The 17,236-nt window shown below is 59.7% G+C and carries 18 protein-coding genes; 11 read left to right on the forward strand and 7 right to left on the reverse strand.

Annotated features, from left to right (window positions below; translation table 11 throughout):
- Nucleotides 1-73: 73 nt before the first annotated feature.
- Complete coding sequence (locus CCGE525_RS11640) at nucleotides 74-2,623, reverse strand: methyl-accepting chemotaxis protein (RefSeq protein ID WP_120704387.1); 2,550 nt, start codon at nucleotides 2,621-2,623, stop codon at nucleotides 74-76.
- A 327-nt stretch (nucleotides 2,624-2,950) separates the two neighbouring features.
- On the opposite strand from CCGE525_RS11640, the gene CCGE525_RS11645 reads away from it, so the two are divergent.
- The 3 genes from CCGE525_RS11645 to mobB are packed head-to-tail and all read left to right on the forward strand — an operon-like array spanning nucleotide 2,951 to nucleotide 5,050.
- Nucleotides 2,951-3,862, forward strand: a complete 912-nt coding sequence (locus CCGE525_RS11645; RefSeq protein ID WP_120704388.1) for a DMT family transporter — start codon at nucleotides 2,951-2,953, stop codon at nucleotides 3,860-3,862.
- A 10-nt stretch (nucleotides 3,863-3,872) separates the two neighbouring features.
- Entirely contained in the window at nucleotides 3,873-4,523 is a 651-nt protein-coding gene (mobA, locus tag CCGE525_RS11650) for a molybdenum cofactor guanylyltransferase MobA (RefSeq protein WP_120704389.1), read from the forward strand.
- Complete coding sequence (mobB, locus tag CCGE525_RS11655; protein ID WP_120704390.1) at nucleotides 4,520-5,050, forward strand: molybdopterin-guanine dinucleotide biosynthesis protein B; 531 nt, start codon at nucleotides 4,520-4,522, stop codon at nucleotides 5,048-5,050. Before mobA ends, mobB begins: the two co-directional genes overlap by 4 nt.
- Before the next feature lie 50 nt (nucleotides 5,051-5,100).
- Here the strand turns inward: mobB and CCGE525_RS11660 are convergent, their stop codons facing one another.
- Nucleotides 5,101-7,545 carry an OmpA family protein gene (locus tag CCGE525_RS11660; protein ID WP_120704391.1) on the reverse strand — a complete coding sequence of 815 codons (2,445 nt, stop codon included), beginning with the start codon at nucleotides 7,543-7,545 and terminating at the stop codon, nucleotides 5,101-5,103.
- Nucleotides 7,546-7,729: 184 nt separating this feature from the next.
- Nucleotides 7,730-7,924 carry a hypothetical protein gene (locus CCGE525_RS38270; protein WP_162950156.1) on the reverse strand — a complete coding sequence of 65 codons (195 nt, stop codon included), beginning with the start codon at nucleotides 7,922-7,924 and terminating at the stop codon, nucleotides 7,730-7,732.
- On the opposite strand from CCGE525_RS38270, the gene CCGE525_RS11665 reads away from it, so the two are divergent.
- From CCGE525_RS11665 to CCGE525_RS11680, 4 genes are all read left to right on the forward strand, one after another.
- Nucleotides 7,917-8,699 carry an ABC transporter substrate-binding protein gene (locus CCGE525_RS11665; protein WP_120704392.1) on the forward strand — a complete coding sequence of 261 codons (783 nt, stop codon included), beginning with the start codon at nucleotides 7,917-7,919 and terminating at the stop codon, nucleotides 8,697-8,699. The genes CCGE525_RS38270 and CCGE525_RS11665 overlap by 8 nt on opposite strands.
- A 117-nt stretch (nucleotides 8,700-8,816) precedes the next feature.
- Nucleotides 8,817-9,620 (forward strand): ABC transporter permease, encoded by an 804-nt coding sequence (locus tag CCGE525_RS11670; protein ID WP_120704393.1) that lies wholly within the window; start codon nucleotides 8,817-8,819, stop codon nucleotides 9,618-9,620.
- Nucleotides 9,617-10,447, forward strand: a complete 831-nt coding sequence (locus CCGE525_RS11675; RefSeq protein WP_120704394.1) for an ABC transporter permease — start codon at nucleotides 9,617-9,619, stop codon at nucleotides 10,445-10,447. The genes CCGE525_RS11670 and CCGE525_RS11675 overlap by 4 nt, the downstream gene beginning before the upstream one ends.
- Before the next feature lie 200 nt (nucleotides 10,448-10,647).
- Nucleotides 10,648-10,914 (forward strand): usg protein, encoded by a 267-nt coding sequence (locus tag CCGE525_RS11680; protein WP_120704395.1) that lies wholly within the window; start codon nucleotides 10,648-10,650, stop codon nucleotides 10,912-10,914.
- Between the two features lie 18 nt (nucleotides 10,915-10,932).
- Here CCGE525_RS11680 and CCGE525_RS11685 read toward each other — a convergent pair whose 3' ends face one another.
- Complete coding sequence (locus tag CCGE525_RS11685) at nucleotides 10,933-11,628, reverse strand: DUF2270 domain-containing protein (protein ID WP_245472144.1); 696 nt, start codon at nucleotides 11,626-11,628, stop codon at nucleotides 10,933-10,935.
- Between the two features lie 176 nt (nucleotides 11,629-11,804).
- Between CCGE525_RS11685 and CCGE525_RS11690 the strand changes: the two genes are divergently transcribed.
- The 4 genes from CCGE525_RS11690 (at nucleotide 11,805) to CCGE525_RS11705 (ending at nucleotide 14,263) form a co-directional block, all read left to right on the forward strand.
- Nucleotides 11,805-12,629 carry a class I SAM-dependent methyltransferase gene (locus CCGE525_RS11690; protein WP_120704397.1) on the forward strand — a complete coding sequence of 275 codons (825 nt, stop codon included), beginning with the start codon at nucleotides 11,805-11,807 and terminating at the stop codon, nucleotides 12,627-12,629.
- Nucleotides 12,630-12,760: 131 nt separating this feature from the next.
- Nucleotides 12,761-13,453: a glutathione S-transferase family protein gene (locus CCGE525_RS11695; RefSeq protein WP_120704398.1), complete on the forward strand. Its 693-nt coding sequence runs from the start codon at nucleotides 12,761-12,763 to the stop codon at nucleotides 13,451-13,453.
- On the forward strand, nucleotides 13,446-13,790 hold the full coding sequence (locus CCGE525_RS11700; RefSeq protein WP_120704399.1) for an ArsR/SmtB family transcription factor: 345 nt from the start codon (nucleotides 13,446-13,448) through the stop codon (nucleotides 13,788-13,790). Before CCGE525_RS11695 ends, CCGE525_RS11700 begins: the two co-directional genes overlap by 8 nt.
- Nucleotides 13,787-14,263, forward strand: coding sequence for an SRPBCC family protein (locus CCGE525_RS11705; protein ID WP_120704400.1), 477 nt, complete (start codon nucleotides 13,787-13,789; stop codon nucleotides 14,261-14,263). The genes CCGE525_RS11700 and CCGE525_RS11705 overlap by 4 nt, the downstream gene beginning before the upstream one ends.
- Here the strand turns inward: CCGE525_RS11705 and CCGE525_RS11710 are convergent.
- Genes CCGE525_RS11710 through ssuD form a run of 3 tightly spaced genes read right to left on the reverse strand, consistent with a single transcriptional unit; the run spans nucleotide 14,260 to nucleotide 17,110 of the window.
- A complete protein-coding gene (locus CCGE525_RS11710; RefSeq protein ID WP_120704401.1) occupies nucleotides 14,260-15,063 on the reverse strand; it encodes an ABC transporter ATP-binding protein in 804 nt (267 codons plus the stop codon). The two genes, CCGE525_RS11705 and CCGE525_RS11710, sit on opposite strands and share 4 nt — an antisense overlap.
- 10 nt (nucleotides 15,064-15,073) lie before the next feature.
- Nucleotides 15,074-15,910 carry an aliphatic sulfonate ABC transporter permease SsuC gene (gene ssuC, locus CCGE525_RS11715; RefSeq protein ID WP_120704402.1) on the reverse strand — a complete coding sequence of 279 codons (837 nt, stop codon included), beginning with the start codon at nucleotides 15,908-15,910 and terminating at the stop codon, nucleotides 15,074-15,076.
- 24 nt (nucleotides 15,911-15,934) lie between these two features.
- Nucleotides 15,935-17,110 carry an FMNH2-dependent alkanesulfonate monooxygenase gene (gene ssuD / locus CCGE525_RS11720; protein WP_120704403.1) on the reverse strand — a complete coding sequence of 392 codons (1,176 nt, stop codon included), beginning with the start codon at nucleotides 17,108-17,110 and terminating at the stop codon, nucleotides 15,935-15,937.
- Between the last annotated feature and the right edge of the window lie 126 nt (nucleotides 17,111-17,236).

The raw sequence follows: 17,236 nt of genomic DNA on the forward strand, positions 1-17,236 counted from the left end.
GATATCAAGACAAAAACGCCAGGCAACAAGCCCGGCGTTTCAATATTTTATCGTTATTGCCTAAAGTAACGCCTCAGGCGGCGCGATACCGGTCCACGCCATTGTCGTAGCCTTGGTATGTCTCGTCGCCATCGCCCGTGCGGAAACGGTCGATCTTATCGGAGAGCATGTCGACGCGTTGGCGCAGACCATGGATTTCGGCGTTGTTTTCTTCGACCATCGCCGCATTCCTTTGCGTAATCAGCTCGACTTCACCGACGGCCCGCGTCACCTCTTCGATACCAGTCGACTGCTCGGCGGTTGCGGCGGAAATATCGGCAACGAGCTTGTGGACACCGGTCACGTGCCCGATAATCTCGGTCAGCGCCGCTCCGGTCTGCTCGACCAGATAGACACCGTTCTGCACCTGCGCTGAGCTTGCTGAAATCAGGCCCTTGATCTCCTTTGCCGCATTGGCGCAGCGCTGCGCCAGTTCGCGTACCTCCTGCGCAACGACGGCAAAGCCACGACCGGCCTCCCCGGCTCGGGCCGCTTCGACGCCGGCATTCAGCGCCAGCAAGTTGGTCTGGAAGGCGATCTCGTCGATAACGCCGATGATGGTGGCGATCTTTTCCGACGAGCGGTTGATTTCACTCATGGCGCCGACAGCCTTGGCCACGACTTCGCCGGATTGGGTCGCATAGGCCTGGGTCTCGTTGACCGAGACAGCCGTCTGCTTGGCACGATCGGCGGTCGAACGCACAACATCGCTCAAGCGATGCAGCGCCCGTGAACTTTCCTCGAGGGCCGCCGCCTGCTGCTCCGTGCGGCGCGCCAGATCGTCGGCGGATGTGGCGAGATTGCCGGTACCGCCCTTGATCTCCTCGGCCGTGTGGCGGACATCCGTCAGGGTCTCGCGCAGGGCTTCGACAGCGTGATTGTAGGTGAATGCCATCTCGACGAAATCGGCGGAGAGGTCTTCGCGCATGCCCTCTTCCAGATTTCCGTCCGCAAGCTTGGAGAGAACATCTGCCAGCGCATTCAGTGCCTGCTTCTGCTCGGCTTCGATACGGGCGCGGTCAGCGGCACGCCGTGCAGCCTCCTCGGCCGACAAAGCGCGGGCACTCTCGGCCTCACGCTCCAGCCGGACGTTCTCCAAGGCAGCATCACGGAAGACGGTGACTGAGCGCACCATGTCGCCGATCTCGTCGCCGCGATTGCGGCCATCGATCGCCACTTCCAGATCGCCGCTTGCGAGCCGCGTCATGATCTCGGTAACCCGCTTCAGCGGACCGCGCAGCGTTTCCACCAGCATCAGGCCGCCGACAATGGCAAGCAACGTGCCGAGGATCATGGCAATGACAGAGACATTGGCGGAGCGCTCACTGTCTTCCTTGCCGATCTCCTGCGCCTGCGCAACGAAGCTGCGCAGCGATGTCATCGCATCCGCAAGCAGGCTATTGGAATCGACACGCGTTTTTTTCCAGTCGGCCGCAGTCTGCAGCAGATCCGCCGAGCCCTTGGTCAGGGTGTCGATCAAAGGCTGAGTATGGGCGGCAAAGTCACGCATGGTGGCATTGGTCTGACCGAGCGCCGAAATCTTAGCACCGACGCCCTGCAGGTCCTTCAAATCCACGATCACCGCATCGCGCGAGGCAGCGTCACGAACATTCTCCATACGTGCCGCGTGCAGCGTCAGGCGATCGGTGATGCCGAGCGCTTCGTCGACGTGATCCAATAGCTCTTTCTGGCCGTCGATGATCTTGTCGAGGCTGACAAAGCGATCGGCGGCAGTGTCGCTATTCTTGGCCGATTGCAGGGTCATATCCCCTTCGATCTTCACGAAGCTCTGCAGGATCGGCCCCATGGCCTCGACCTTCTGGTCGGACGTGCCGCTGCCCTTCAGGACCGCATCAAGCTTATTGGCCGCATCGGCCGCGCTGTTGACCAGCCCGGCGCCACGCTTGGAGACCAGGGCTTTCGACGTGGCGACCTGTTTCAGAATGGCATCGGTGTAGGTCCGTGCATCGGAGATCTCCTCATCGGAATCGGCAGCCATCTGCACCTGGATGCGCAGGTTGCTCATCTTCTCCGACAGGCCCTTATAGGCCGCAGCATCATAAAGTAGTTCCTTGGCGAAGGTCTCCTTGTCGCTGAAGTCCTTGCGAATGATGTCGATCTGCTTGCCGGCCGCCTTGCTGCCGGCTTCAATGGCCAGCACCGCCTTCTGGATCGCATCGACATCGCTGTCCTGCTTCTGCTTTATATTCCAGAGGGTGGTGGTCTGAGCGTGCATCTTGCCGGCCAGATCGCTGACGGCAGCGATTTTGGCGCGCTGATCGTTGCTGAGCAGGCCGCTCAAACGCTGGACGCCGGCGGCCTGTGCATCAATCTTGCGGGCCAGCGCGTCGCGCGTCTCTTCGGATGGCGACGTGGTGAACTCCTGCAGAGCAGCCTGCAAATTCTCGAAATCGCTGATGTTTTCGATCGTCGCCCGCGTGACGGTCATATGGCCGTTGAGGATATTGGCCGTGTGATAGCCTACCAGGCCGACACCAGCGATCAGCACCACCAGCGGCACGACGAAGATGAGAACCTTGGTCACTATCCGGCGACTTTGCAGAAGACGATCAATGAAGAACATGCCACGCCCCAATCAAATTGGTATCCGGCGAAGGCGGGACAGTCATTCCTGCTGCGCTGCGGTATATGCTTCTGCCTCATGCAAAACTGCAGGCGAGCGTCGGGAAATAAGATTGAATAAGGATTAATCGCAGACACAAAAGGTTGTACCACCTTCGAAAAATCAGCAATCCGCTCGCGATTTTGCGATTTCAGCGCGAGTATTCCCGCAGTCAGCTCACAAATTCGTTGCAAGGCACAATCGAATTTGACCGCCGTTGCACCGCCAATGATTCCAATTTGCGGAAAAGCGCAGTAAGTCGAGCTGATATTTCTAAGGAATCGCTTTATGCCGCGGACGAAGAATACGCAAGGCGCACTCTACATGGCCGCAGCAATGGCCGGTTTTTCCTGCAGCGATGCACTGTCCAAGTCGGTCATCGCCGTGATGAATGCCGGCGAGATCATATTTCTCCGCGGACTCCTTACCAGCATCTTCGTCTATCTGCTTGCCCGAAATATGGACGCCCTGCGCTCCTGGAAAGTCATCCTGCAGCCGATGATCGCGCTGCGCGTCGTCTGCGAGGCGATCGCGGCGGCAACCTACATCACCGCGCTCGGCATGATGCCGATCGCCAACGCCTCCGCCATCCTGCAGGCATTACCGCTCGCCGTCACTCTCGGCGCGGCCTTGTTCCTGAAAGAGCCGGTCGGCTGGCGACGCTGGACGGCGATCGTCGTCGGTTTTGTCGGGGTGCTCATCATCATCCGCCCCGGCCCCGATGGCTTCACGACGGCTGCCCTACTCGTGGTCGCCAGCATGTTCGCCACCGCCGCCCGGGATCTGGCGACGCGCTGCGTCAGCAAGGATGTGCCGTCGCTTATGGTGACGGTATGCACCGCGATCTCCATCTCCATTTTCGGCGCCCTGTCGATCGTTCCGCTCGGCGGCTGGTCGCCGGTCAGCCTTGCCTCTTTCTCGCACATCCTGCTCGCATCGATCCTGGTGCTGGTCGGCTATCAATCGGTGATCCAGGCGATGCGTACGGGCGAGATCTCCTTCGTCGCACCGTTTCGCTATCTAAGCCTCATCTGGTCAGCATTGCTCGGCCTGCTATTCTTCGGCGAGATGCCGGATGCCTGGACCATGATCGGCTCCGCCATTGTCATCGCCTCCGGTCTCTATACATTCTACCGCGAGAGCAAACGGCAAGCGGCCGAGCGCGTCGCCCAGGAATCAGAGCCGCGTGTGCCCGCCTAAGGTCGCCAGCATGCCCGGCTTCATCATCGATCCCGCCGACATCCCGCCCTATCTGCTCGCCGGGGGCCGTTCCAGCCGCATGGGCGCGAACAAAGCGTTTGCGCTGCTCGGCGGAGAAAGGCTCCTGACGCGCATTGCAGCTCGCATCGGACAACAGCAGAAAATACCGGTCGCGCTGAATGCGGATAGCGACTGGCCGGATACGGTAGGGCTGCGGCTAGTTCCCGACATCATCCCCGGCAAGCTCGGTCCGCTTGCAGGCGTGCTCACCGCCATACGCGATGCGACGGTGAAGCACCCGCATGCATCCCATATCGTCACCGTGCCGATCGACAGTCCGTTTTTTCCTTCCGATCTGGTCGGCCGACTGGCTCAAGCGATCGTAAGCCGAGACGAAATCGCCATTGCCGCATCGCTCAGCCGCGATCATCCGGTGTTCGGCCTCTGGCCTGTCTCCATCGCCGACGATCTCGAAATCTGGCTTCTCAAGGATGACAAGCGACGCGTCAGGGATTTTCTCGCACGCCATACTGTCCGTACGGTCGATTTTGCCACGATCCAAACGCTGATCGGCCCCCTTGATCCCTTCTTCAACATCAACACGCCAGACGACCTGATTGCCGCAGAGAGATGGCTCGCGGCGTTGGAGCAGACACCATGACGACGAAACGACCCAAAATCTTCGGCATCGCCGGCTGGAAGAATTCCGGCAAGACCGGGCTTACGGTGCGGCTCGTTACCGAATTCACCCGGCGCGGCTACAGGATTTCGACCATCAAGCATGCACATCATGACTTCGACATCGACAAGGTCGGCGCCGACAGTTTTCGCCACCGCGAAGCCGGAGCGCATGAAGTCACCATTGTCTCCAGCACGCGCTACGCCATCATGCACGAGCTGCGCGACGAGCCGGAACCGAGCTTCGAGGAAATCCTGGCACGGCTCACGCCTTGCGACCTCATCCTGATCGAAGGCTATAAGCGCGAACAGATCCCGAAGATCGAAGCCCGCCGCTTGGAGGCTGCCAACCGCGAGCCTTTGGCGCCGCAAGACCCGCACATCGTCGCCATCGCCGCCGACCATCCGGTAGAAGATGCCGGCGCGCTGCCCGTCTTCGATCTCGACGACACCCTCGCGATCGCCGATTTCATCGCTGCGACGGTTGGACTTGGCGTAGCGGCAAAATGACAAAGGCCGCCGGTTTCCCGACGGCCTTTCGTATTTACGACAAGCAGAGCTTACTGGGTCGAAGCGACCGGACGCACCAATGCCGTGACGCGGCGGATGGTAACGCGACGGTTCTCCTGCTCAGGCCCCTGCGTATTCACCTTGAGATACTGCTCGCCGTACCCCTGTGTCGCCAGGTTTTCCGGTGGAATGCCGTAAACATCGGTGAGCACGTTCGCGACGGATTCGGCACGCTGATCGGATAGAACCAGATTGCTTTGCGGAGTGCCGACGGCATCCGTATGGCCTTCGATCAGGAAGGTCTCAGTCGGGTCTTTCTTGATGATCTTATTCATGGCGTCGGCAACGCCGCGCAGCGTACTCGCCTGCGACATCGGGATTTCCGCACTGCCCGTCGCAAAAGTGATCGTATCGAGATCGATACGGCGCACTTTGTCGCGGATGCGGGCGGAGTAACGCACTTCGTTCAGTGAATAGACCCGCTCCACAGGTTCGACCGGCGGTTCACGCAGGAAGTCGTAGTAATTCGCCTCACGATCCGTGCCGGTGTCGATGATGTACTGGTTCACCGGAATGCGCAGGCGCATCGGCGGCAAGTCGTCGCCGGGATCGCGGAAATAGTCGTCACGGTCCGGCTGATCCTCCAATTCCGGCGAATAGAACAGCACATATTCGCGGCCGCGCGCATCGATGCGCGAGCGCTGAATAACGTCGCCATAACGGTTACGCACGGTGACGATGCGATCGCCATCCGGACGATCGATGGTTTCGCGGTAGCGGTCGCGCGGAAGCTGCTCGTAGATCGGACGTTCGCCGTCGCGAACGAAGCGTTCGCTGTCGTCATGACGGACAACGTAGGTGTTGTCGATATTCAGGATGACACGGCCGCCTTGATTGCTGTTCGGCTGGACCGCAACGCCTTCCGGCGGCGCGAAATCCGGTCGGCGGTCGAGCCGACGGCCCTGCTCGCTGGTTATGGCTTCCATCCTCACGGGCTGTTGCTGCTGGCCGCTGACCGCGCGTTGCGCTTCGGCATCGGACGTCGGCGGCTTTGTATAAGCCGGCTGCTGTTGTACCTGAACGTTCTGTCCTTGCGCGGTCGGAGCTTGGCCAGTCTGGGCCTGGCCCCCTTGGCCGCCGGCAGCCTGCCCGCCCTGACGAAAGCCGCGCCGCGCTGCGTCCTTGTCGCTATCCAGCACGGCAGCGCCGTTCTGCACCGGCAGAATAACGGTCTCGTTGCTGGCAGCGGGATTTTCGGCGACTTTCTTTCGGCGCTCCAATTCCTGCGGCGAAACCTGCCCGCCGGCGGGAGCGGCTGTTTGGGCACCCTGCTGCACAGCCCCATTGGCGGGCGCCTGTGTCGCATTGCCCTGGGCAGGAGCGGCGGTTCCTACATTCGGCTGCTGTTGTTTGCCGATCTGCGGAGCCGCCTGGTTCTGCGGCTGAGCCTGAGGCTCGCTTTTCTGGACCGGCTGCTGCGCGGTATTGGCCGCGGGCTGCTGCCCGCCCTGCTGTTCATTCGGCAACAGCTTGGGTTTCTGCTGCTTGCCAGGCTCGGCCTGCTGGGTCGAAGGTTGTTGTTGAGCAGGCGCTGCCTGCTGCTCTGCGGGTTGCTGTGCCGGTGCTGCCGGTTGGCCCTGTGGCTGCTGGTGTTTCTTCAGCTCGGGCTGGGCTGGAGTCCCCGGCTGCGCCTGCTGGCTCTGAGACTGCTGTGCGGCCGGCGCTTGTTTCTGGGCGGGTACAGGCTGCTGTTCAGCCGGTTGCTGCGCCGGTACTGCTGGTTCGCTCTGCTGCTTCTGGTGTTTCTTCAGCTCGGGCTGGGCTGGAGCCTCCGGCTGAGCCTGTTGGGTCTGAGACTGTTGCACGGCTGGCGCCTGTTTCTGAGCAGGTGCAGTCTGCTGTTCCGCCGGTTGCTGCGCCGGTGCTGCCGGTTGGCTCTGCTGCTTCTGGTGTTTCTTCAGCTCGGGTTGGGCTGGGGCCTCCGGCTGAGCCTGCTGGCTCTGAGACTGTTGCGCGGCCGGCGCCTGTTTCTGGGCAGGTGCAGGCTGCTGTTCAGCCGGCTGCTGCGCCGGTGCCGCCGATTCGCTCGGCTGCCTCTGGTGTTTCTTTAGTTCGGGTTGACCCTGCGGCTGGGTTTCAGGCGCCACCTGCGGCTCGACGGCCTGCTGGGCCTCCTTCATCTTGCGCTGCGGCTCGCCTCCGCCCTGCTGCGCTGGTGCGGCCTCATGCTTCTGGCCCTGCGGCTCACCCTGTTCTGCACCACCTGGCTTCTTGCGCTTTTTCAGTTCCTCTTCGGACTGCCCATCCGGAGCCGCCTGCTCCTGCGCAACTTCGAAACTTGCATTGCCGTTGACGGCGACTGATTTGGCGGCATCACTGCTCAATGGTGCGACGGCCTGCTCGCGCAGCGCTGTGGCAGCGGCCGGCTCGAATGCCAGCGATAAGGACAGCAGTGGAAATGCTGCGCTGGCAAATAGTCTGGATCGCTTTCCCATAAATAGGGTCTCCTTTTCTTATCCTTATCCGCCAAATCACGGATATCAGCCCTCGGAGCTGATGCCGCATGATCCCGGCCGATTTTCGTTGCCCTTAGGGCTGAATCGCGGCAAGCAGTGATATGTTCCGAAAGGATTAAACAGGCTGAATTAACCCTGCCTGAACGCGTCGGACGGTTGCCATTCAGGTTTGAGAATAATGCAAGCGCTTTGGCAAACCGCGTGCGGTGCAAAAACGTCTTTGCAATTCCAGTTGCAATTTACGGAAAAAAAGTACGATTATCGCAAGCAGGCGGGCTACTCGCCCGCTCCATTCTGGCCGACCGCCAATAAAGAAAAACAGCTGCCGGCCGCCAACAGAGAGGATCAAAATGCGCATCTCCACTCGCCTTTTCGCTGCTGCGTCGCTTGCAGCGATGTCGCTTTTCGCCGGCGCCGCGCTCGCTGACGGCGATACGATCGTCATCGGCACCGACGCCACCTATCCGCCGTTCGAATCGCTCGACGCCGCCGGCAAGTTCATTGGCTTCGACATCGATATAGCCAATGCGCTTTGCGATCAGATGAAGGTCAAATGCACCTTCGTGAACCAGGATTTCGATGGCATCATTCCGGCCCTGCAAGCCAAGAAGTTCGACGCCATCGTCTCGTCCATGTCGATCACGCCGGAGCGTGAAAAGACCATCGACTTCACCAACAAATACTACAACACCCCGCCGGCCATCGCCGTGCCGAAGGATTCGACCGTGACCGAAGCAACCGATGCTGGCCTTAAGGGCAAGACCATCGGCGCTCAGTCCTCGACCACGCACGCCAACTATGCCAGCGCTCATCTGAAAGACGCTGAGCTGAAGCTCTATCCGTCGCCGGACGAATATAAGCTCGACCTCGCCAACGGCCGTATCGACGCTGTTATCGACGACGTTGTGGTTCTCTCCGAATGGGTCAAGTCCGATGCCGGCAATTGCTGCAAGATGCTCGGCACGCTGAAGATCGATCCGGAAATCAACGGCGTCGGCGCCGGCATTGGCCTTCGCAAGGGTGACACCGCGCTCAAGGACAAGTTCAACGCTGCAATCGCTGCGATCCGTGCGGACGGCACCTATAAGAAGATCCAGGACAAGTATTTCGACTTCGACGTCTATGGCGAGTGATCGCTTGTCGATTCTTTAGAAAATACGACGGCGGAAGCTTGCTCTTCCGCCGTTTTTGTTTGACAAACAATGTAAGAATAAGAGAAGCGCGGCAAAAGTCGCGAGGGGAAATATGGTATGGGCGGATTGTTTTCCGCGATTGGTTCCTTTTGGGTCTGGCTCGAGACTGTCTTCGATCCATTGTGCGGCCCGGTCGGGCTCTTCACGCTGTTTGCGCAAAACACCGTTATGGCCTGCGGCGATACCGGCTGGGGCGACGAGATTGCCGGCGGGCTGAAAATCACGATCACAATAGCCGTCCTGACCTTGCCGGTCGGGTTGGTCATCGGTTTTCTGGTGGCGCTGGCGCAGCAATCGGAAGAGAACTCCCTACGGCTTGCGGCCGGCGTGTTCACCACCATCTTTCGCGGCCTACCGGAGCTCCTGACCCTATTCATCATCTATTACGGCATACAGATCCTGCTGCAGACAGCCCTTGCCTATGTGGGCTATACCGGACAGGTCGAGATCAATGCCTTTGTCGCCGGCATGGTCGCCCTCTCGATCGTATTTTCCGCCTATTGTTCGGAAGTTTTGCTGTCAGCCTTCAGGGCGATCCCGAAGGGGCAATATGAAGCGGGCGATGCTCTTGGTTTTCACCGCGCCCGCACCATGCGCCTGATTATCCTGCCCCAGTTAATCCGCATTTCGCTCCCCAATCTCGGGAATCTCTGGATGAACCTGTTAAAGGACACGTCCTACGTTTCCGTCATCGGGCTTGCCGATATCATCCGCCAGACGGGTCTAGCCGTGCGAGCGACCAAGGACCCGTTCCGCTTCTATCTGGTTGCCTGCGCTCTCTATCTGGTGCTCGCCATCATTTCCTCGGCTGGTTTGTCTTACCTTGATCGCTGGGCCAAACGTGCGGAGTTTCGCCGATGAGCTATGCTGAAGCTTTGATCCCAGCGCAACCGGCACCGCCAGAGGCGATGAAAGGTGTCTCCAAAGCGCGCATTGCCGGTTATTTCTTCCTGGCACTCTGGGCGCTGCTCGGCATCGCGCTAATCGCGATGATGATCACCAATTGGGATAACGAAAAATTCTTCCGGTTCGGCCCCCGCCTTTTGCATGGTCTCTGGATCACGGTGAAGCTGGTCGGACTTTCCTTCATTCTCGGGGCAATACTCTCGATTCCGCTCGCTTTCGCCAGGATGTCGAAGAACAGGATCCTGAAGACCCTGACCTATTGCTATGTCTATCTCTTCCGCGGCACGCCTCTGCTGGCGCAGATATTCATGGTCTATTACGGCTTTCCACAGGCGCGCGGCTTCTTTGAGACCATCGGTCTCTGGTGGTTTTTTCGCGATCCTTTCTACTGCGGTCTGTTTGCCATTACGTTGAACACGGCCGCCTATCAGACCGAGATTGTGCGTGGCGCCATCCAGAGCGTTCCTCATGGCCAAAGCGAGGCTGCGGCGTCGCTCGGCCTTCACAAGCTCGTCACCTTCTACAAGGTCATCCTGCCGCAGGCGTTGATCGTGGCTTTGCGCCCCTACGGCAACGAGATCATCCTCTTGATCAAGAGCTCGGCGACCGTTTCGATCATCACCGTCTATGATCTGATGGGCGAGACACGCTATGCCTTCTCGCAGACCTACGATTACCAAACCTATCTCTGGGCGGCGATTTTCTACCTTTCCATCGTCGAACTGATGCGCAATCGCTGGGCTTGGATCGAGGCACATCTTACACGCCACTTGAAGCGTTGACCTTGGTAGCGGGCGGCATGTTTTGGCGCCGTCCACGCCGCTAGCAGCACTCGCGTTACAACGCTGCTATCATATTGATTTTTTAGAAAAAAATCTTTTTGTGCAACACTTTTATGAAGCTTGGGTTTACCATGAGGTGTTTCCATTTTTCCGCGACTTCAGAGCCGCGAAGAACAAATGGGAGCAGAAAGAGAGACCTCATGCACAATGACATGCAAAAGCAGTTGCAAGGCTATGGGCTCACGACGGCGCAGATCCTCTATCGCCTGCCCGATCATCCGCAATTTCTGCAGACCTATATCTGGCAGGACTACGATCTCGCCCCGAATTTCCCGGAGATGCGCAGCTTCCTGAAATTCTGGCAGGAGAAGCTCGACGGGCCTCTGCATTCGGTGCGTTATGTACACCGCCGGCTGATCTCGGCTACCGAATGGCAGGCGGTGAAGGGAGAGTTCATTCTGCACTAGCCTGGCTTTGCCAAGCGATCAGACATGTGCTTCGCCATGGGCGAAATCGCCGTCGTCCGGCCCACGGTGTAATGTGCCATAGAGGATGGAGGCGTAGAACAAAACCACCATAGCGATCACCAGCCAGCCGGGCACCGGTCCGAGGGCTGCGTTATCGACGATATAGCTCCACGAATGCGCCAGCTCTTGCGGCGCGCCTTCCGTTTGCAGCTTCGGCGTCGAGATTTTCAAGATCCACGCCAGCAGCAGGATCACATACATCCAGCAGTAGTTCCGCCGCAGCCGCCGCTGTATTGCCTCAAAATAGCCGAGCAGAACCCGCGGTGCACGCAGGCTCTTGGCAATCGATAGCGCCCAATCGGGATTGAGCTCGGCTTCGGGCGCCAGGATCTGCGCAAAATAGCTGCGCTCCAGTTGCCGCACGCGCGCTCGGTAGACATCAAAGAAGCGATAGCGTCGCGCCTCAATCATCAGCAGCAATGTGATCAGCATCATGCCGAACAGCAACACGCCATGATGCGACGACGGCGTCGACAGCGATACCGAAAGCAGCGCCGCCACTACGGTGATTGCCCAGTTCGACGTCCGATCGATGCGGTCGCGCCAACTGGTCATCCGCGCGAGCTCGCCGCGGTAATAATGGTTCAGCGTGTTGGTGATTTCCCCCGTGGTCTGGGGTAGCGGCGGCCGTTTGATGTCCGCAGTGCTATCCATGAGATGGGATGTGGTGAGCTCGGTGGCCATTGTTCTTTCCTCCCATTTCTTCTTTCGCGCAACGGCTTTATGGCCCGCCGCTGCTGCGGACGAATATTTTGCTCCTTCAACGCAACCATTGCAAAAGCCATTCAAGCGTCTTAAGGCCTCGTTGACGAATGGAAGGGCTGATACTCATGGCGAAGAAAAAGATCGACGAAGACGCGCTGGCAGAAGCCTATAACCGCGCCCTTGCGCTGGAAAAAGCCGGCGATATCGACGCTGCGGTCAAAGCCTATCAGGACGTGCTGGCGATCGATCCCGAGGACCATGGCGGCGCAGCCGTACGCATCGCCTCGATGGGTCGCGGCGAAACGCCGGTTAAGGCACCGGACGCCTATGTCGAGACCTTGTTCGACCAGCATGCCGAAGTCTTCGAGGACGTGCTTGTCGAGCAACTCGGCTATCACGTTCCGGTTCTCGTGCGTCAGCGGCTGCAAGCGCTCGGCCTCGGTCCCTTCAAGCGCATGCTCGATCTCGGCTGCGGCACGGGCCTGACCGGCGGCACGCTGCGCGATATCGTCGAGGACATCACTGGCATCGACATTTCCGAAAACATGGTCGAAGTCGCCCATGAGAAGGATCTCTATGAGACGCTGTTCGTCGCCGAGGTCGAGGACTTTCTCGACGACAATGATGAAGAGCCATTCGACCTGATCACCGCCACCGATGTGCTGCCCTATCTCGGAGCACTGGAGCCGCTGTTCTTTGGCGCCGCCGATAACATGACGCCGGGCGGTCTCTTCATCTTTTCCTCTGAAACCCTGCCCGAAAACGCGCTTGCCGGCCGCCCTTACATGGTCGGTCCGCACCAGCGCTTCGCTCATGCGGAAAGCTACGTGCGCGAACGTCTGATCGCGACTGGCTTCGAGCTGATCGAAATTACCGACATCAATGTCCGTATGGAAGACGGCCAGCCGACGCCCGGCCATCTGGTCATCGCGCGTCTCGCCGCGGAATAAAACGTCCTATGCAGGATGCCTGAGATAGTTATCCAATTGGATAACTATTCCTTGCTTGATGGCCTTCGATCTGTTACTTAGCCATTCAGATAAGTTTCAGCACGAAGCCTCGATATGGGAAAGGTCTTTGCATGTCCCTTATTCTCTACCAGCACCCCCTTGCCTCCTTCTGTCACAAGGTCCTGATGGCGCTTTATGAGAATGGCACGCCGTTCGAAAGTCGCGTCATCGATCTCGGCAACGAAGGGTCGCGCGCCTCCCTGCTACGGCTTTGGCCGATCGGGAAATTCCCTGTCCTGCGCGATGAGGCGCTCGACAGCACAGTTCCCGAGAGCAGCATCATCATCGAATATCTCGACCGGCATTATTCTGGCTCGACGCCGTTGCTGCCGCTCGATCCGACGGATGCGCTCTGCGTCCGCCTCTGGGATCGCTTCTTCGATCTATACGTCCAGGAACCGATGCAGGCGATCGTTGCCGACAAGCGCCGCCCCGAAGGTACCCATGATCCTCAAAGCGTCGCTCAAGCGCAGACACTATTGCGCACCGCCTACGGCATGATCGAAAAACAACTGGGCGAAAAACTCTGGATTGCCGGCGACGCTCTGACCATGGCGGATTGCGCCGCAGCGCCGGCATTGTTCTACGCCGAAACGCTTGTACCGTTCGACGAACAGCACGTCCGGCTGAAGCAATATTATCAGCGCCTGCTCGATCGTCCGTCCTTCGCGCGGGTTCTCAGGGAGGCCATGCCTTACTTCCACTTCTATCCCTATCATGAAAAACTGCCCGCTCAGTTCCGGCCGGAACGCTCGCATGCTTGAGGAACCCCTGGCACTCGACCGGATGTTCCAGGCGTTGTCGGATCAAAGTCGACGCGGCATGATCGATCGCCTTGGCCGCGGTCCCGCCTCGGTGACAGAATTGGCGCAGCCGCTCGCTATGGCGCTGCCGACCGTGATGAAACATCTGCACGTGTTGGAGACCAGCGGTCTGGTGCTTTCGGAAAAGACCGGCCGGGTGCGAACCTATCACCTGCGAAAGGAAGCGCTGGCATCGGTCGAGCGCTGGATCGCCGAGCGCAAGGCGGGCTGGAACAGCACCTTCGACCGGCTGGACCAGTTTCTGGCCGAGAATTCCGAGGAGACAGTTGTAAAATGATTGAGAAATCGACGGAACATACAACACTCACCATCGAGCGCCATTTCAAGGCGCCCTTGCCGCGCGTCTTCGGCGCCTGGGCTGTGGCCGAGAACAAGCGCCAATGGTTCGCCTGCCACGGGGATTGGACGCCGCTGGACTTCCAGCTCGACTTTCGTCCCGGCGGCAGCGAGAGCAACCGGGTCGCCTCGACGGACGGCGTGGTGCACGCCTATCAGGCCCGCTATATCGACATCGTGCCGAACGAGCGCATCATCTATGCTTTTGACATGATGCTCGACGATAAGCGCATCTCGGTGTCATTGGCCACCGTCACCTTCGCGCCGGAACCGGCCGGCACGGCGATGATCTTTACCGAGCAGGTGGTTTTCCTGGACGGTTACGGTGACAATGGCTCGAGGCTGATGGGCACGGAAATAGGCTTCGACAATCTGCGGCTCTATGTCGACGGCAACGAAACCAGGCCAAATTAGGCTGCTCGCACATCACCAAGGATAGCGGCCAGCAACTGACCTTCGAGTTCGGCCAGCGCCGGATTGCCGTGGCGGCGGGGATGCGGATCGGGAACGGCGAGATCGAGTACGATCCGCCCCTCGTCCAGCACGACGACCCGATCCGCCAGATGCACAGCCTCGCTGACATCATGCGTGACAAGCACCGCGGTAAAACCGAGTTCGCGCCAGACGCGGTTCAACAGCTCCTGCATGCTGATACGGGTCAGCGCATCCAATGCGCCAAGCGGTTCATCCAGCGCCAGGATGCCCGGTTTGCTGACCAATGCGCGGGCAAGTGCCACGCGCTGCCGCTGGCCACCGGAGAGCCGCGACGGCCATTCTCCGGACTTTTCCGCAAGCTGCACTTCCGAAAGCACCGCCGCAGTTTCGGACTGCGCCACCTGCCACGGGACACCCTCCCCGAGACCGACGGCGACATTGTCGGCAACCGAGAGCCAAGGCAGCAACCGCGGCTCCTGAAAAACGATGCGGGCATTCGGCGCCGCGTCACTTCCATCGGCAGTCTCAAATCGCAGGTGGCCTGCGGTCGGCTCATCGAGCCCCATCAGGATGCGCAATAAGGTGCTCTTGCCGCAACCGCTTTTGCCAATGACGGCGACGAATTGGCCGGCGGGAATGTCGAGATCGATGCCACGCAGCACACGATTATTTCCAAAACTCTTTTCCAGGCCCTTGATGCAGATGGCGGCAGCGCCTGTCTTGGGCTGAGTGTCCTCGGAGGGGTCCGATTGAACGCGTTCCAATGCGATAGCGGTCATGGGATGCTCCTCAATTCTGATAGGCCGGATTCCAGCGCAGCGCCCTGCGTTCCAGCGCACGGGCAACGACATCGGCGAGCTTTCCGAGCACGGCATAGATGACCAACGTCAGCACTACGACATCGGTCATGCCGAACTCGCGGGCATTGTTGGCCATGTAGCCGATGCCCGATGACGCGGCGATCGATTCCGCCACGATCAGCGTCAACCACATGATGCCGAGCGCGAAGCGCAGCCCGACAAGGATCGACGGCAAGGCACCGGGGAAGATCACTTTCTTGAACAGGGTCCAGCCGCTCATACCATAGACCTGCCCCATCTCGATCAATCCACGGTCGACATTGCGAACGCCGTGATAAGTGTTGAGATAAATCGGGAAGAGCACGCCGAGCGCCGTCAGAAACAGCTTCGATTCTTCCCCGATCCCGAACCAGAGGATGACCAGCGGCACCATCGCCAGATGCGGGATGGTGCGCAGCATCTGCAGCGTCGTATCGGTCAGCTGTTCCGAAAGCCTCGATATACCGTTGGCAATGCCGAGCAGGAAGCCGATCGAGCCGCCAACGAGCAGGCCTGCAAAGGCCCGGCCGGCGCTGACCAGAATATTATGCGGCAACTGCCCGGAGATCGTCGTTTGCCAGAATGCCACGACGACAGCGGCCGGCGACGGCATGATGCGCGTGGATATCCACCCGACCGATGAGCCGAGCTGCCAGATCGCCACGACGGCAATAGGTAGCAGAAAAGGCAAGAACCGCTCCAGGGAGACAGCCGGCCGCGCCGGCTTGACCGGGTGAACCCGGCTCTCGGCGGCGGCGCGTACGAAGGGTGTATCGAATGCCGACATTGGGATCTCCCTGGAACGATCTCGTTAAGAGCCGGAAACGACTTTCAGATTGCCGCCATGGCTGCCGCCGGCAAAAATCTGTTTTGCGCCGAATTCGTTGCGGAAGCCAGCTCGCTGCTGCTCTCGGTTCAGCCCAAGTTCGGGGAACAGCAGTTCCGCGACGCGATAGGCCTCTTCCAGATGCGGATAGCCGGAGCCGATCACCGTTTCGATGCCGATGTCCTGATATTCACGCAGCCTTGCCGCCACCGTCTTCGACGACCCGACCAGCGCCGTACCGGCACCAGCACGCACGAGGCCAACGCCTGCCCAGAGGTTCGGCGAAACTTCCAGCCTGTCGCGGCGGCCGCCATGAAGGGCCGCCATGCGCTTCTGACCGACAGAGTCGGATTGATTGACGAACTGCTCCTGCGCTTCGCGGATCGTCTCGTCGTCAAGCTTGGAGATCAGCCGGTCGGCGGCGGCCCATGCTTCCTCATCCGTCTCGCGGACGATGAAATGCAGGCGGATGCCGAAGCTGATTTTGCGGCCCTTGCGAGCAGCGGCCGCTCGCACCTTCTCGATCTTCTCGGCCACCTGCGCCGGCGGCTCGCCCCATGTCAGATATTTGTCGACACGGCCGACCGAAAATTCGATGCCGGCATCCGACGATCCGCCAAAATATAGCGGCGGGCGCGGCGCCTGCACCGGCGGCAACCCGAGCTTGGCACCCGTCGCCTTGATGTATTTGCCGTCGAACGTCGAGGTGCCCTTCTCCAGCAGCTCTTCCCAGACGGTAAAAAACTCGTCGGCATGGGCATAGCGTTCGTCATGAGCGAGATGAATGCCGTCGCCCGCCAGTTCGGCAGGGCTGCCGCCAACCACGATGTTCAGCAACACACGACCATTCGAGACACGATCGAGTGTCGAGGCGAGACGAGCATAATAGGCCGGCGATGCCGTACCGGGACGGATCGCGACCAGGAATTTCAGCTTCTGCGTCTGCGCTGAGAGCGCCGCGGCGGTGACAAACGACTCCTCGCAGGAGACGCCTGTCGGCAGCAGCACGCCGGAATAGCCAAGCCGATCGACGGCCTGCGCGATCTGCGTGAGATAACCTATTTCCGGCCCGCGATTGAGATCGGTCGAGCCAAGATAGGTGCCGTCGCCGGAGGTCGGAATAAACCACAGGAAGTCGATGGGTTTGGCAGTCTCGGTCATGATGTTTCCTGTCTCCTGGACACGCTTGATCGGGAGCCCGCTTCTCAGGGCCTCTATCGCGATAGTGACATAGACTACTTATTATATCGACAATACAGATTTTCTATTGTTGCCGGTGTAGCGGAA

It is taken from the genome of Rhizobium jaguaris (assembly GCF_003627755.1).
GTDB lineage: Bacteria > Pseudomonadota > Alphaproteobacteria > Rhizobiales > Rhizobiaceae > Rhizobium > Rhizobium jaguaris.

Excerpts from the sequence above, each read along its gene's own strand:
- CCGE525_RS11640 (WP_120704387.1), bottom strand. The coding sequence starts at position 2,623 with ATGTTCTTCATTGATCGTCTTCTGCAAAGTCGCCGGATAGTGACCAAG.
- CCGE525_RS11645 (WP_120704388.1), top strand. The coding sequence starts at position 2,951 with ATGCCGCGGACGAAGAATACGCAAGGCGCACTCTACATGGCCGCAGCA.
- mobA (WP_120704389.1), top strand. The coding sequence starts at position 3,873 with ATGCCCGGCTTCATCATCGATCCCGCCGACATCCCGCCCTATCTGCTC.
- mobB (WP_120704390.1), top strand. The coding sequence starts at position 4,520 with ATGACGACGAAACGACCCAAAATCTTCGGCATCGCCGGCTGGAAGAAT.
- CCGE525_RS11660 (WP_120704391.1), bottom strand. The coding sequence starts at position 7,545 with ATGGGAAAGCGATCCAGACTATTTGCCAGCGCAGCATTTCCACTGCTG.
- CCGE525_RS11665 (WP_120704392.1), top strand. The coding sequence starts at position 7,917 with ATGCGCATCTCCACTCGCCTTTTCGCTGCTGCGTCGCTTGCAGCGATG.
- CCGE525_RS38270 (WP_162950156.1), bottom strand. The coding sequence starts at position 7,924 with ATGCGCATTTTGATCCTCTCTGTTGGCGGCCGGCAGCTGTTTTTCTTT.
- CCGE525_RS11670 (WP_120704393.1), top strand. The coding sequence starts at position 8,817 with ATGGGCGGATTGTTTTCCGCGATTGGTTCCTTTTGGGTCTGGCTCGAG.
- CCGE525_RS11675 (WP_120704394.1), top strand. The coding sequence starts at position 9,617 with ATGAGCTATGCTGAAGCTTTGATCCCAGCGCAACCGGCACCGCCAGAG.
- CCGE525_RS11680 (WP_120704395.1), top strand. The coding sequence starts at position 10,648 with ATGCACAATGACATGCAAAAGCAGTTGCAAGGCTATGGGCTCACGACG.
- CCGE525_RS11685 (WP_245472144.1), bottom strand. The coding sequence starts at position 11,628 with ATGGATAGCACTGCGGACATCAAACGGCCGCCGCTACCCCAGACCACG.
- CCGE525_RS11690 (WP_120704397.1), top strand. The coding sequence starts at position 11,805 with ATGGCGAAGAAAAAGATCGACGAAGACGCGCTGGCAGAAGCCTATAAC.
- CCGE525_RS11695 (WP_120704398.1), top strand. The coding sequence starts at position 12,761 with ATGTCCCTTATTCTCTACCAGCACCCCCTTGCCTCCTTCTGTCACAAG.
- CCGE525_RS11700 (WP_120704399.1), top strand. The coding sequence starts at position 13,446 with ATGCTTGAGGAACCCCTGGCACTCGACCGGATGTTCCAGGCGTTGTCG.
- CCGE525_RS11705 (WP_120704400.1), top strand. The coding sequence starts at position 13,787 with ATGATTGAGAAATCGACGGAACATACAACACTCACCATCGAGCGCCAT.
- CCGE525_RS11710 (WP_120704401.1), bottom strand. The coding sequence starts at position 15,063 with ATGACCGCTATCGCATTGGAACGCGTTCAATCGGACCCCTCCGAGGAC.
- ssuC (WP_120704402.1), bottom strand. The coding sequence starts at position 15,910 with ATGTCGGCATTCGATACACCCTTCGTACGCGCCGCCGCCGAGAGCCGG.
- ssuD (WP_120704403.1), bottom strand. The coding sequence starts at position 17,110 with ATGACCGAGACTGCCAAACCCATCGACTTCCTGTGGTTTATTCCGACC.